A 13,235-nucleotide genomic window follows, 5' to 3' on the forward strand; every position below is an offset into this window, starting at 1 on the left:
GCAGGCGTGGTGCCCGCAGGCTCAGCTCCAGCGCACCCTGGCCCGCCGACGCCACACGTCGGTGAGGATGCCAGCGGGGTCGTCCATCGCGTCGGGCGCCGTCCTGTTCCACAGCGCGAGGTATGCCGCCACCGCCGGGCCGCGCACGACGGCCGAGTCCTCCTCGGGCGGGGTGTCGACGGTCACCCTCGTGGTGACGACCCTCCCGTCCGGCTGCACCTCGAGGGACCAGGCGGGGGCTGAGTCGGTGAGCCGCACGTCGAAGCGCAACGGCCCCACCCGGGCGAAGCGTGCCGTCCCGCGCGTGACGAAGCCGGTCAGCATCTCGTCGATGCCGTCGACCTGCCGACCCTCGGCGTTCCACGTCGGCGGGGAGCACTCCTCCCCCAACAGGTTGGCCCGCGCCCACCGGTGGACCATGCCCTGGTGGGCCACGAGCTTGCGCACGGTCCACCTCGGGCAGGTCGGGACGTCGGCGTCCAGACCCGCCTCGGTCGCGTGCCGGGCCATGGCCTCCACCGCCATCCGGAGGCCGGCGAGGTGCTCCGCGACGGTGCGCTGATGCATACCGGCCAGCATGGCAGCCGCGCGGCCAATCAGTGACGCATCTCACTGCCCGCGCCAGGACGACCCCGGACAACTACGTCCCGTAGGAATAGGATGGAGGCACCCGATAGAGGCAGATGAGTTAGATGGGCATCCCCCAGGTTTCGCCAACCGTAACTATCCCACCCACGCATGGCCAGGTCGTCTGGACGCTGGACCTGAAGACGAACCGGACGGCCGCACTGACGGTCCAGGTCGGGGTCGCCCTCACCGTGGCCACGGCAATCGCCCTGGCGCTCCTGCTCGACCTGCCGCTCGACAGCGGGTGGGGCAGCGGGATCACCGCGGTGGTGACCGTCGCGGCCGTCGTGGTCTACATGGTCGGACACGAACTCACCCACGGCGCCATGCTGTGGGCGCTGACTCGAGTACGCCCGACGTATGCCGTGCGCCTGCCCTACCTCACCACGGGCAGTCAGGCGCTGCTCACCCGGCCTGCCGCCGTGACCGTCGCGCTGGCGCCCTTCCTGCTCTGGGCCGTGCTGCTGTCGGCCCTGTGGCTGACGCTGCCCCAGGATGGTCGGTTGACCCTCTACGTCCTGCTGGCGCTCAACGCCGCAGGCTCGGTGGGGGACGCGGTGCAGGCGTGGGCCTTCGCCCGTCTGGCACCGGGCTCGCTGATCCGGGACGACGGCAGGCAAACCACGGTGTTCTCGCCGTCGGGCTGACCGTGGTTCCGCCCTGCAGCTCACGGATGAACGAAGACAGCAGTTGCGCGGTCGTGGGTCCAGCACCGCAGGCTGCAGACCGTGTCCCTGCGGCGGCTCACTCCCGCTGTGACGGCATACCCTGTCCCCGTGCGCGACCCCCAGATCACGCTGCGCTTCCTGGCCGCCCCGACCGACGCGGGCCAGTCCGGCAGCGTGAGCGCCGGGCGGGTGCTGGAGTGGATCGACAAGGCGGGGTATGCCGCGGCCGCCCGGTGGAGCGGCGGTTACACGGTCACCGCGTACGTCGGCAACGTCCGTTTCAGCCGGCCGGTCGAGGTCGGCGACCTGGTCGAGGCCCGGGCCCGCGTCGTGCTCACCGGCCGCACGAGCATGCACGTCACCGTGCAGGTCAGCTCCGGGCCGCCGACGACGGGCGGGCTGGAGCCCGCGACGCAGTGCCTGATGATCTTCGTGGCGGTCGACGCCGACGGACGGCCGACGCCGGTGCCGGCCCGGGAGCCGGCCTCCATGGAGGACCGGCTGCTGGCGGCGTGGGCCCAGCGCCGCACCGAGCTGCGCGAGCAGGTGCAGGCGGCCATGGAGGGCCAGACCTACAGCGACACCGGCACCGCGCCGCGGGAGGTGCTGCGCTTCCTCGCGGCGCCCACCGACGTCAACTGGGGCGGCAAGGTGCACGGCGGTATCGTCATGCGCTGGATCGACGAGGCCGCCCACGTCCTGGTCACCCGCTGGACGCACGACCCGCGCAACGTGGCCATCTTCACCGGCGGCGTGCGCTTCTACCAGCCGCTGCGCATCGGCGACCTCGTCGAGGTCGAAGCCCGCCTGCTGCACACCGGGCCGCACTCGGTGCACGTCGGCGTGCACGTGCGCTCCGGCGACCCGGCCACGGGGGACCTCGAGCTGACGACGTTCTGCCGCACGGTGTTCGTGGTCCTGGACGAGGAGCGACGAGCGGTGGAGGTGCCGCGGTGGCAGCCGGTGACCGAGGAGGACCACGCCCTCGACGCGCACGCCGTCGAGCTGGTGGCGATCCGGGAGCGGTTCGGCGACTGAGGCCGGTCGTCCGCAGCGGGGCGCGCGTCCCTACAGTGGGCCGGGTGAGCCTCCACGACATTCCCCTGACCACCCTGGACGGCCGGCCCACCACGCTCGGCGAGTATGCCGGCCGGGTCCTGCTCGTCGTCAACGTCGCCTCGCGGTGCGGGCTGACCCCGCAGTACGCCGGCCTGGAGCAGCTGCAGCAGGAGTATGGCGAGCGCGGCCTGACCGTGGTCGGCGTCCCGTGCAACCAGTTCGCCGGGCAGGAGCCGGGCAGCAACGAGGAGATCGCGCAGTTCTGCTCCGCGACCTACGGCGTGAGCTTTCCGATGATGGACAAGGTCGAGGTCAACGGCGAGGGCCGGCACCCGCTCTTCACCGAGCTGACGCAGGTGGCCGACGCCGACGGCGAGGCCGGCGACGTCGTGTGGAACTTCGAGAAGTGGGTCATCGACCGTGACGGCCAGCCGGTCGCCCGCTTCCGGTCCCGCACCGAGCCGACCGACCCGCAGGTCGTCGGCGCCATCGAGGCACAATTCGCCGGGGCGTAAGCGCCCCGACGCCTCCGTAGTGTGCGGCCTGGCTAAGGCACTCATCTGCGCTGGTCGGTCTTCGGCGAGGCAAACGGCTCCACGACCGCGGGGCCGCGGTATCCCTGCGGAAGGGCCACTGCCCGACCTCGGACGAGCATCCTGGCTCCCGGGGATGGCGTGAAGCGAACTGCCCATGCCGGCTGGCCGACGTTGAACCCAATGTCGTCGTCCGTGGGTTCGTCTCTGAAGGCATAGGTGGCCCGCAGGAGGAATGGCCATGAACCGCAGATCGCGCGCGACCGGAATCTGCATCGCTGGGCGTCGAGAAAGACCTCGCCTCCCTCGTGGATGAGCGGTCGCACCTCGGTCAGATGGCAGAGGCCCTTCTGTTCGATGTCTCGTCGCTCCGCGTCTGTGGCGTTGCGATAGCGGAGGAAAAGAACCGTGAGAAGGAGGACGGCACAGGCGATTATCATGCCGCTGAAGATGCTACCGACGGACATCAAGATGATTCCGAGGGCGCAAAGTAGCGCTTGAGAAACGAGGACGCCCCTGCGCGACAACGGGTGGTCCTGCCACGCTGTCCGGGTTCTCATGCCGCGACCGTACGCAGCCGCACCCACAGACCTGCCGCTGATGAAAGTGCTACCGTGTAGCACATTTCCAGAGGAGTGCACCGTGGCAGAACGAACGATCGGCATCCGTGAGCTGAAGCAGAACGCCTCGGCAGCGGTGTCACGCGCTGCCGCCGGCGAGGTGCTGGTGGTCACCGACCACGGCCGACCGGTCGCGCGACTGGTGCCTCTCGGCAGCAGTCGCGCGTCTGAGCTCGTGACCGCGGGACTCGCCCGCTCACCCAGACGGGCACTGGCGAACCTTCCTCGACCGGCGGGCGCGCCGAGCAGCGCGCTGTCGCAGGCTCTTGGCGAGGACCGCGAGGACCAGCGCTACTGATGGCCTACTACCTCGACACCTCCGCTCTCGTGAAGCTGGTCGCACCCGAGCCTGAGTCCGAGGCGCTCCGTCGGTGGCTCGAGGCCCGATCTGAGGCGCTGGTGACCTCGGACCTTGCCCGGACAGAGCTCTTTCGCGCGGTCCGGCGCGTGCGGCCGGAGCTCGCACCGTTGGCGCGACAGGTGCTGGACACGCTGACGGTCCTGCGGCTGGAGACCGGCGTCTTCGAAGAGGCTGCCCGTCTGGGGCCACCGGAGCTGCGCTCGCTGGATGCGGTGCACCTGGCGGCGGCCCTCTTGCTCGAGGATGACCTGCTGGGCGTGGTCACCTACGACGAACGGCTCGCGGACGCCACTCGGCTGCTCGGCTTCCCGGTCGTCGCACCGGGCCGCTGACCGGTGAGCGGCTGCGCGGTATGAGGCACCACGTAGGGACGCTTCGGTCGGCGGCTCGACATACGGGCACGCCGTCGCGCCTGAGTGATCGAAGGACGCTCCTGACCTGCACCGATGGACGACCGAGCACCGGCTGGGCCGTCGAGGGCCCAGCGCGCCTCATCGCCACGCGCTGGCGGACTAGTGTGGTGTCGTGGCCGACGACGTAGACGCACGACCCGGGACGGTGACCCTCCAGGACGTCCTCGCCGCACGCGAGGGCCTCGCCGACGTGCTGACCCCGACCCCGATGGAGTTCAGCCAGGCCCTCAGCGACCGGACGGGGGTGCAGGTCCACCTCAAGTGCGAGAACCTCCAGCGCGCGGGCTCCTTCAAGATGCGCGGCGCCTACACCCGGCTCTCGCGGCTGACCGCGGAGGAGAAGGCGCGCGGCGTGGTCGCGGCGAGCGCCGGCAACCATGCCCAGGGCGTGGCCCTGGCGGCCCGGCTGCTGGGCATCGACGCGGTGGTCTACATGCCGCACGGGGCCTCGATGCCCAAGCTGGGCGCGACCCGCGGCTACGGCGCCACCGTGATCCAGACCGGCACCACCATCGACCACTGCATCGCCGCCGCGCAGGAGCACGCGCAGCAGCACGGGTCGGTCTTCGTCCACCCCTTCGACCACCAGGACATCGTCGCCGGGCAGGGCACCTGCGGGCTGGAGATCCTCGAGCAGGTCCCCGACGTGAAGACCATCCTCGTGTGCACCGGTGGCGGTGGTCTGATCGCCGGCATCGCCGCCGCGGTGAAGGGCCTGCGGCCCGACGTCAAGGTCGTCGGTGTCCAGGCGGCGGAGGCCGCGGCCTGGCCCGCGTCGCTCCAGGCGGGGCACCCCATACCCCTGGAGTCGATGAGCACGATGGCCGACGGCATCGCCGTGGGCCGGCCCGGTGACGTGCCGTTCGGGGTGGTGGCGGACCTCGTCGACGGGATGGAGACGGTGAGCGAGTCGGCGCTGGCCCGCAGCGTGCTCTTCCTCGTGGAGCACGCCAAGCTGGTCTCCGAGCCGGCTGGCGCGGCGGCCACGGCGCACCTGCTGGAGCTCGGCGAGCAGGCGGCGGAGCACTACGAGGGGCCGGTGGTCGCCCTGATCTCGGGCGGCAACATCGACCCGGTGCTCCTGCAGCGGATCCTGCGCAAGGGTATGACGGTCGCCGGCCGTTACCTGCAGCTGCAGGTCCGGATGCCGGACGGCCCGGGCTCCCTGGCGGGAGTCCTCGCCCGGCTCGCCGAGCTGCGGTGCAGCGTCATCGAGGTGCAGCACCAGCGGCGGCTCCCCGACCTGGCGGTGGACGAGGTGGCCATCTGGGTGACGCTGGAGACGATGGGCCACGAGCACGCGGACGAGGTCTACCAGACGCTGGTCGACGACGGCTACCGCGTCGAGCGCTGACCCGCCGCGCGCCCGTCACCTCTTTGATGCATCAGGGTGTGTGGTTGGTGTATGTCCGCACCAACATCGACATCGACGACGTCCCGACCGCTGCGGTTCGTCTGCGCTACGAGAGCGCTAACGGACTCTTCTCGGTATCACCGCTTGAACACCTCGTCCATGTGCCAAGTCACCACATCGCCGCTCGGGCGTTCGTGTTCCTGGGCCGGCAACAAGATGATGTCCCCGGCTCGGGAATAGAACTCCGTGCCGTTACTGAAGTCTTCGCGGAGCCGTTTGCTCACCTGTAGGCGATGTTTTTCGTCAATACCGATGTACCCGCCGTCGAACAACGTGTGCACGTCGGAACGCAGCAGGAGGCCGTTGTCCACGCGGTGCTGGCCTTCCTTCGCAATGGGCCGAATGTGGGCTGCCTGCAGCGTAGGAGCGATATGACTACCGGTGATAGCGCAACGGCGTTGATAACTGGTCATCACCTTGCTTGCAAACCAACGCTGACCACGGCGAATCCAGTGAGGCCCGTCTATGCGTTCTTTGGTAGGACCCAGGTAGGAGACCGCGTCCGAGTCGGGCCTTAGGTTGGGCACGTCGGCCCTCAGCAGGATCTGGGCGAAGGCTTCCTCCACCGCAGACCAATCGGCGTGGCCTGGACGGTAACCGCGACCCCGCGTGGCATTCATGGGAAAACCGGGCGGGAGCGGCAGCTCCCCACCCTCGGGCACAAAGGTTACGTCCGTAAGCAAGATGCAACCTATTTCAGGATCTGGATCGAAAGGCGCACCGTTCTTGCTGCGATACCGTTGTATGCTTAGCACCAGTGCCTCTAGAGATTCGGCGCCATTCGCCTCGCCGTAGAACCGCCAAGCCTCACTAACACGCATCCGTAGATATTCGGCGTAGAGGGCACCCCCGATTATCTGACCACCGGCGTCCGCTTTGCTTCGAAACAGAAACCGGTCACCGGGAGACAAGTAAGCAAACGCGGTGGAACTGGGTAACCAAAAATTTGCCTCCGTCTGCCCCGGGTCACGCTGTTGTAGCGCAGCAAGGTAACGCGCCCACGACGTGTCCGTCGGGAATACGTAGGCTTTCATGGGAGACGACCGTAGCAGCGCGCGGATGGATCTGAGTTGTCCCGTATCCACCTGGCAGACAGATCGTGTCGTGCAATCGACCCATGTGAAGACTGCCATGAGTGCGAGAGACAGGACCGGTGGGAACAGACCGTGGTGAGTTGCCAGTAGTCCAGGCGCGCGAGCCGACCTGCGCGGACGGGGAGGGCGCGCCTTCTAGAATGGGCACGTCATAGCGGCCCGACGGGCTTCCTCCACGGACACGCCCCCACCCGCACGAGTTTCGTGCTGCCTGGGGAGTCCCGTTCGTGTTCCTGCTTCGATCGTCCGCGCAAGGACTGTCCGTCGCCGAGGCGCAGCTCGCCCAGCACATTGCGGAGCAGATGGCCATGACCACCGGCCGCACGGCCTCCCCGGCAGAACGGCGATCGTGGGAGCGCAGCCTCCCTCGCCTGCGCGCCGACCTGATCGACGCCGGGCTCGGGGACGTCGAGATGTTGGTCGAGTACCAGTTGCCGCTCACCAGCAAGCGCGCGGACGTGGTCCTCGCCGGGCAGCACCCCGAGACCGGCAGGGCGTCCTACCTGGTCGTCGAGCTCAAGCAGTGGAGCGAGGCCGAGCGGTTCGAGGACAGCGACGTGCTGGTGCGGATCGACGGCTACGGCAACCACCCGGTGCAGCACCCGTTGGAGCAGGTGCGCGGCTACTGCGACTACCTCACCGACTTCGTCGTCACGTTGGCCGAGGACGAGCACGAGCTCGCCGGCACGGCATACCTGCACAACGCGACGAACCTGGGCATCGCCGACCTGCGCGACATGGCCGCTCCCGACCCCGCACGGCCGGCGCGGATGTTCAGCGGTCAGGACCGCGGTGAGTTCCTCGACTACCTGCGCAGCCGCTTCACTCCAGGGGTGCCAGGGGCGGGGTATGCCGACCGGCTGCTGAGCAGTCACATCGCTCCCTCCAAGCAGCTGCTCGCGCTGGCCGCCGACGAGGTGCAGCGGCGCGAGCAGTTCGTCCTGCTCGACGAGCAGCGCGACGCCTACGAGCTGGTGCTGCACGCGGTCGAGAAGGCGCGGCGGGGCACCACCAAGACCGCCGTCGTCGTGAGCGGAGGGCCCGGCAGCGGCAAGAGCGTGATCGCCCTGTCGCTGCTCGGTGAGCTGTCCCGGCAGGGACGCGCCGTCATGCACGCGACCGGCTCGCAGTCCTTCACGCAGACGCTGCGCAAGGTCGCGGCCGCGCGGGCGCCGCGCGTGCGCAAGATGTTCAGCTACTTCAACAGCTTCATGGCCGCCGAGCCGAACGAGCTCGAGTGTCTGATCCTCGACGAGGCGCACCGCATCCGGGAGACGTCGGAGTCACGGTTCACCCGCAAGAAGCACCGGACCGGTCGGCCGCAGCTCGACGAGCTGCTGAACGCCGCGCGGGTGCCGGTCTTCCTGCTCGACCAGAACCAGGTCGTGCGCCCCGGTGAGATGGGGACGGTTGAGGCGATCAGCGAGTATGCCGCGTCGCTGGGCATGGACGTCCATGAGATCGACCTCGACGACCAGTTCAGGTGCGGTGGGTCCGCGCTGTATGTGGAGTGGGTCGAGCGGCTCCTGGGGCTCGCGCCGGGTGGACCGTTTGTGTGGGAGGGCGACGGGGCGTTCCAGCTGGAGGTGGTCGACTCCCCCGACGAGCTGGAGCACGTGCTGGCGCTCCGCCAGGAGGACGGCTACACGGCTCGCATGGCGGCCGGCTACTGCTGGCCGTGGTCGGACCCCGAGCCGGACGGGACGCTGGTGCAGGACGTGCGCATCGGCGACTGGTCGCGGCCGTGGAACCTCAAGGGTGACCGCTCCGTCGGCGGGGCGCCAGCCGCGGCTCTGTGGGCGACCGATCCTGCGGGCTTCGGCCAGGTCGGGTGCATCTACACGGCGCAGGGCTTCGAGTACGACCACGCCGGGATCATCATCGGCCCTGACCTGGTGTGGCGCGACGGCCGCTGGCGGTCCCTGCGCGAAGCCAACCGCGACCCGGCTCTGCGCAACCGAACGAAGGTGTCGGACCGCGACTTCGACCGGCTCGTGCGCAACGTCTACAAGGTGCTGCTGACGCGCGGGATGCAGAGCGCCTGGATCTACTCCACCGACCAGCAGACCCGAGACTTCCTCCGGAGCTTGATCCGGAGGTAGAGGGGCAGCGACGCCCCTTGACCACAACCACACACCGACGGATCGACAGGCTTCCACCGCTGGACACGCCTCCCCCGTGATGAGCACGGAAGGCGCATGCCATGGCGGCATGGCTGCTGACGATCAGCAAGGACTACCCCCAGCACTGGCAGTACGCGAAAAAGCACGGTCTCTGGGACCTGATCACTCCGCGCGGGATCAGGGCCGGTGACGTCGTCTACTACTGGCAGAGCGGCGCGTCGCTCCTCGGCAAGGTGCGGGTGCTTCGTGATGCCTCTGAGATCGACGCGGAACACGTCACACCAGGACCGTGGGACGACTGGCCCGGGGCCGAAGAGAAGCCGTACGTCCAGCGGTTCCCCCTCGAGGTGCTCGCTGGCGAAGCGATCGAGCAGCCCCGCTGGCACGACGTCGCTGCAGCCACCGGCCTGCCCAAGAACCCCACCTTCGTCCGGACACTGAAGCCGGAGCAGCAGGCGGTCCTGGACGCCTACCTCGGCGGCGACGTGGAGCCGCAGCAGTCCCTCAGCGACGCCCAGCGTGAGCGCATCTTTGCCGACCTGGACGAGGACCTGCGGGTTCGGCGGCTGCAGCTCGTCGCACTGCGGCAGGGGCAGCCGCGGTTCCGCGGAGATCTCGTCCGTGCCTACAGCGGCCGTTGCGCCATCACCGGCACGGCCATCGAGTCGGTCCTCGAAGCGGCGCACATCTCCCCGCACAAGGGTGAGCACACCAATGAGGTCTGGAACGGGCTACTGCTGCGGGCAGACATTCACACGCTCTTCGACCTCTTCCTCGTCACCGTGGAGGCCACCACCATGCGGGTGCGGATCTCCCCCGCCCTCGCTGGCTCCGAGTACGAGAGTTTGGATGGCGACGTGCTCAACCTGCCGGGCAGGCTTGATGAGCAGCCACTCGCAGAGGCCCTGGCCAGCCACAACGAATCATGCGATTGGCTGTGACCCTGGAGGTTGAGCACTGGCAGGACCAACTCCGGGTCTTCGCCGATGAGCGGGACGGGTACGGCTCCACACGCTGAACAACCAGCGATGAGCCTGCCAGCAGAGTTGCTCGGACCGTTGGGCCGCCGAGTCTCACCACGAGACGAAGGACGCTGTGTTCACAGTGAACCCCTGCCCGGTCTCCTGGCTGGAGCAGGTGAGCCCGTCCGGCTGGACGCTGCAGGACAGGCTGCCCGCCTGAAGCACCCGCCCGTAGCCGAGGATCGGCACGCGAGTGCCACGAGGCGTGACATGGACCTGGCTCTGATCTACCCACGGATCGTTGGCCAGGTCTTCGCCGGGTAGATGGACGACCCCATCGTGGTGGTTGCAGAAGAAGCCGGCGTGGCCGACGTCCTCGAAGAAGTTGAAGTACCACCCGAACCCGTCACTGGGGCAGATCCCTATGAGCTCCTCACCAGGCGGGACGCTGCTCTCCCCCACCTCGCAGGTGAGAGCGGCCCCCCGACCGTCAGCCGGGGCGGACAGAGAGCAGAAGGCTGCCTGGGCGGGCGTCGTGAAGACCGTGCCCTCCTGGACGACGACCACGTCCCCAACCCCGGCGGCGGCTTCTTCCCCTTCGTCCTCCGCTGCCTCGCTGGTGGCCGTGGGTTCTTCAGCTGACGGCGTCGGCACGGTCTCAGCCGCCGTGGTGGCTGCACCATCGACTGTCTCGTCGGCCGCTGTCTCGTCTTCGGCCGACACATCAACGGCTGCGGGCGCCTCGGTGGTCGGCGCGGAGTCCGGCGTCTTGGTGGCCTCCTCCGTGGTCGGCTCCTGCATCTGCGCCACTGTAGGAGCCTCTTCGCCGCCCTCCTCCTGGCAACCTGCGATAGCGAGAAGCACCCCCGCCGCGAGGCCGACGGGCAGCAGCCTCCTCAATGACGTGCGCATCTTCCCCTCCTCGATCGTCCTGACCGGGACCATACCCGTCGACGATCGGTGTGAGCCCTTACCCGATAACGGAGGGCGCCGGTGCAGACTATCCGCGCACCCCATACGCAGCTGGCGTGCAGACTGGTCCCATGCCCAAAGCCATCGCGACCACCACCGACGTCGACCGCGAGCAGATGCTGGACTTCGTCCGGCCGCGCCACAACCTCGTGCTCATCACCACCCGGCAGGACGGCCGGCCGCAGGCGTCGCCGGTCACCGGTGGCGTGGACGACGAGGGCCGGATCGTCATCTCGACCTACCCCGAGCGGGCCAAGACCGCCAACGCCCGGCGGGACTCCACCGTGAGCGTCCTCGTGCTCTCCGACGACTTCGGCGACGCTTGGGTCCAGGTCGATGGTGAGTGTGAGGTCATCGACTGCCCCGAGTCCGTCGAGCCCCTGGTCGACTATTTCCGGGCGGTGGCCGGGGAGCACCCCGACTGGGACGAGTACCGCGAGGCGATGGTGAAGCAGGGCAAGTCCCTGCTGCGCATCACGCCCACCAGGTGGTCCCCCGTCGCCACGGGCGGCTTCCCCGCGAGGCTGGCGCAGGACGACTGACGGACGAGGCGGCCGCAAACCCTAGCGACCTTCCCACTCAGCAGACCACCGGTCCTCAGCCCACCCCAGGCAACACCTCCGTCACCGTCCCAGACTCGACCTCCCACCGCCGCGTCAGCCGCACCGTCTCCAGCATCCGCCGGTCGTGCGTCACCAGCAGCAGCGTGCCGTCGAAGGCCTCCAGCGCCTGCTCCAGCTGCTCGATCGCCGGCAGGTCGAGGTGGTTGGTCGGCTCGTCGAGGACGAGCAGGTTCACCCCGCGCGCCTGCAGCAGCGCGAGCGCCGCGCGCGTCCGCTCCCCCGGTGACAGCGTGGACGCCGACCGGCCGACGTGCCCACCGGTGAGGCCGAACTTCGCCAGCAGCGTGCGCCGGTCGGCGTCGGTCCACTCCGGCAGCTCCAGCGCGAAGACCCGCGCCAGCGGCGTCTCGTCGGCGGCGTCCAGCAGCCGCCGGGCCTGGTCCACCTCCCCCACGACGACCCGTGAGCCGAGCGACACCGCCCCTTCGTTCGGCGCAACTTGCCCGAGAAGCAGCGCCAGCAGCGTGGTCTTGCCCGACCCGTTCGGCCCGGTGATCGCCACCCGGTCACCCAGATCAAGCTGCAGGTCCACCGGCCCCAGGGTGAACGACCCCGTCGGTCCCGACCGGCGCACCACGGCACCCCGCGCCACCGCGACGACGTCACCCGACCGGGGCGCCTGCGCGATCGAGAACTGCAGCGACCACTCCTTGCGCGGCTCCTCGACCACCTCGAGCCGCTCGATCATCCGCTCGGTCTGGTGCGCCTTGGCCGCCTGCTTCTCCGAGGTGGCGACCTGGTGCGCCCGGATGAACTTGTCCTTCTCCTGCCGCCGTGCGGACTTCTTGTTGGCGTTGCGCACCCCCTTGCTCATCCACTCGCGCTGCATCCGGGCGCGCGCCTCGAGCCCGCGCCGGCGCTCGGCATACTCCTCGTAGGCCTCCCGCGCGTGCCGGCGCGTGATCGACCGCTCCTCCAGGTAGGCGTCGTAGCCGCCGCCGTAGGCCACCACCCGCTGCAGGCTGCGGTCGATCTCGACCACCGTGGTCACCGTCGCCGAGAGGAAGGCGCGGTCGTGGCTGACGAGCACGACGGGCGCCTCCAGCCCGTGCACGAACTCCTCGAGCAGGTCCAGGCCCGCCGCGTCGAGGTCGTTGGTCGGCTCGTCGAGCAGGTAGCCGTCGTAGCGCGACAGGAGCAGCCCTGCCAGGCCGACCCGTGCCGCCTGTCCACCCGAGAGCGTCCGCACCTCACGGTCCAGGTCGACGGCCAGGCCCAGACGGGCCGCCACCTGCTCGGCCCGCTCGTCGAGGTCCGCGCCGCCGAGCGCGAGCCAGGCCTCCAGGGCGGCGGAGTATGCCGTGCCGCTCGCCTCGTCCTCCGGGTGGTCCGCCAGCCGCTGGGCAGCGGCGTCCATGGCCGCCTCGGCCTCGGCGACACCCGTACGGCGGGCGAGCGACCCTCCGATCGTCTCCCCCTCGAGCGCGTCCGACTCCTGGGTCAGCAGCCCGAGGTGCGCGGTCCTGGGTGAGACGACCACCGCACCCGCCTCCGGCGCGCGCCGCCCGGCCAGCACGTGCAGCAGCGTGGACTTCCCGGCGCCGTTGGGGCCGACCAGCCCGACGACGTCGCCCGGTGCGACGACCAGGTCGAGGCCGGAGAACAGCACGGTCGCCCCGTGGCCGACGGCCACGTCCCGGGCCTGGATCGTCGCGGTCACCGGGCCATCCTCCCAGCCTGGCGCCTGCTTGTACCGACATACCTGACTCGCTCCCTTAGCACATCGGCGTGCTGCAACGGCCTCGACCAAGACGACATACCAGGGT

At 69.5% G+C, this 13,235-nt stretch carries 14 protein-coding genes; 9 read left to right on the forward strand and 5 right to left on the reverse strand.

All coding sequences use genetic code 11. The annotated features are described in order from the left end of the window. Positions 1-21 precede the first annotated feature (21 nt). Positions 22-567 (reverse strand): maleylpyruvate isomerase N-terminal domain-containing protein, encoded by a 546-nt coding sequence (locus ESZ52_RS14000; RefSeq protein ID WP_181009911.1) that lies wholly within the window; start codon positions 565-567, stop codon positions 22-24. Between the two features lie 125 nt (positions 568-692). Between ESZ52_RS14000 and ESZ52_RS14005 the strand changes: the two genes are divergently transcribed. From ESZ52_RS14005 to ESZ52_RS14015, 3 genes are all read left to right on the forward strand, one after another. Further along, positions 693-1,274, forward strand: coding sequence for a DUF3267 domain-containing protein (locus ESZ52_RS14005; protein WP_131105478.1), 582 nt, complete (start codon positions 693-695; stop codon positions 1,272-1,274). A 129-nt stretch (positions 1,275-1,403) separates the two neighbouring features. Beyond that, entirely contained in the window at positions 1,404-2,333 is a 930-nt protein-coding gene (locus ESZ52_RS14010; protein ID WP_131105479.1) for an acyl-CoA thioesterase, read from the forward strand. A gap of 44 nt (positions 2,334-2,377) precedes the next feature. Further along, positions 2,378-2,869 carry a glutathione peroxidase gene (locus tag ESZ52_RS14015; RefSeq protein ID WP_131105480.1) on the forward strand — a complete coding sequence of 164 codons (492 nt, stop codon included), beginning with the start codon at positions 2,378-2,380 and terminating at the stop codon, positions 2,867-2,869. Between the two features lie 41 nt (positions 2,870-2,910). Here ESZ52_RS14015 and ESZ52_RS14020 read toward each other — a convergent pair whose 3' ends face one another. Next, positions 2,911-3,354: a hypothetical protein gene (locus ESZ52_RS14020; RefSeq protein WP_132974524.1), complete on the reverse strand. Its 444-nt coding sequence runs from the start codon at positions 3,352-3,354 to the stop codon at positions 2,911-2,913. Positions 3,355-3,529: 175 nt separating this feature from the next. On the opposite strand from ESZ52_RS14020, the gene ESZ52_RS14025 reads away from it, so the two are divergent. From ESZ52_RS14025 to ilvA, 3 genes are all read left to right on the forward strand, one after another. After that, on the forward strand, positions 3,530-3,805 hold the full coding sequence (locus tag ESZ52_RS14025) for a type II toxin-antitoxin system Phd/YefM family antitoxin (RefSeq protein ID WP_238154445.1): 276 nt from the start codon (positions 3,530-3,532) through the stop codon (positions 3,803-3,805). Further along, positions 3,805-4,200, forward strand: coding sequence for a type II toxin-antitoxin system VapC family toxin (locus ESZ52_RS14030; RefSeq protein ID WP_131105482.1), 396 nt, complete (start codon positions 3,805-3,807; stop codon positions 4,198-4,200). Before ESZ52_RS14025 ends, ESZ52_RS14030 begins: the two co-directional genes overlap by 1 nt. A gap of 193 nt (positions 4,201-4,393) precedes the next feature. Then, positions 4,394-5,635, forward strand: a complete 1,242-nt coding sequence (gene ilvA / locus ESZ52_RS14035) for a threonine ammonia-lyase (RefSeq protein ID WP_238154446.1) — start codon at positions 4,394-4,396, stop codon at positions 5,633-5,635. A gap of 137 nt (positions 5,636-5,772) precedes the next feature. Here ilvA and ESZ52_RS14040 read toward each other — a convergent pair whose 3' ends face one another. Further along, positions 5,773-6,729, reverse strand: a complete 957-nt coding sequence (locus ESZ52_RS14040; RefSeq protein ID WP_181009912.1) for an HNH endonuclease — start codon at positions 6,727-6,729, stop codon at positions 5,773-5,775. 287 nt (positions 6,730-7,016) lie between these two features. Here ESZ52_RS14040 and ESZ52_RS14045 point away from each other — a divergent pair, with 287 nt between their 5' ends. Next, positions 7,017-8,891, forward strand: coding sequence for a DUF2075 domain-containing protein (locus tag ESZ52_RS14045; protein WP_238154447.1), 1,875 nt, complete (start codon positions 7,017-7,019; stop codon positions 8,889-8,891). Between the two features lie 101 nt (positions 8,892-8,992). Next, positions 8,993-9,853: an HNH endonuclease gene (locus ESZ52_RS14050; protein WP_131105484.1), complete on the forward strand. Its 861-nt coding sequence runs from the start codon at positions 8,993-8,995 to the stop codon at positions 9,851-9,853. A gap of 132 nt (positions 9,854-9,985) precedes the next feature. On the opposite strand, the gene ESZ52_RS14055 is transcribed toward ESZ52_RS14050, so the two are convergent. Continuing rightward, positions 9,986-10,819, reverse strand: coding sequence for a hypothetical protein (locus tag ESZ52_RS14055; protein ID WP_131105485.1), 834 nt, complete (start codon positions 10,817-10,819; stop codon positions 9,986-9,988). A 143-nt stretch (positions 10,820-10,962) separates the two neighbouring features. On the opposite strand from ESZ52_RS14055, the gene ESZ52_RS14060 reads away from it, so the two are divergent. Beyond that, positions 10,963-11,388, forward strand: a complete 426-nt coding sequence (locus tag ESZ52_RS14060) for a PPOX class F420-dependent oxidoreductase (protein ID WP_486644367.1) — start codon at positions 10,963-10,965, stop codon at positions 11,386-11,388. Positions 11,389-11,443: 55 nt separating this feature from the next. Here the strand turns inward: ESZ52_RS14060 and ESZ52_RS14065 are convergent, their stop codons facing one another. After that, a complete protein-coding gene (locus tag ESZ52_RS14065; RefSeq protein ID WP_131105487.1) occupies positions 11,444-13,129 on the reverse strand; it encodes an ABC-F family ATP-binding cassette domain-containing protein in 1,686 nt (561 codons plus the stop codon). Positions 13,130-13,235 lie beyond the last annotated feature (106 nt).

Origin of the sequence: Ornithinimicrobium sufpigmenti (genome assembly GCF_004322775.1) — a bacterium.
Classification (GTDB): Bacteria; Actinomycetota; Actinomycetes; order Actinomycetales; family Dermatophilaceae; genus Ornithinicoccus; species Ornithinicoccus sufpigmenti.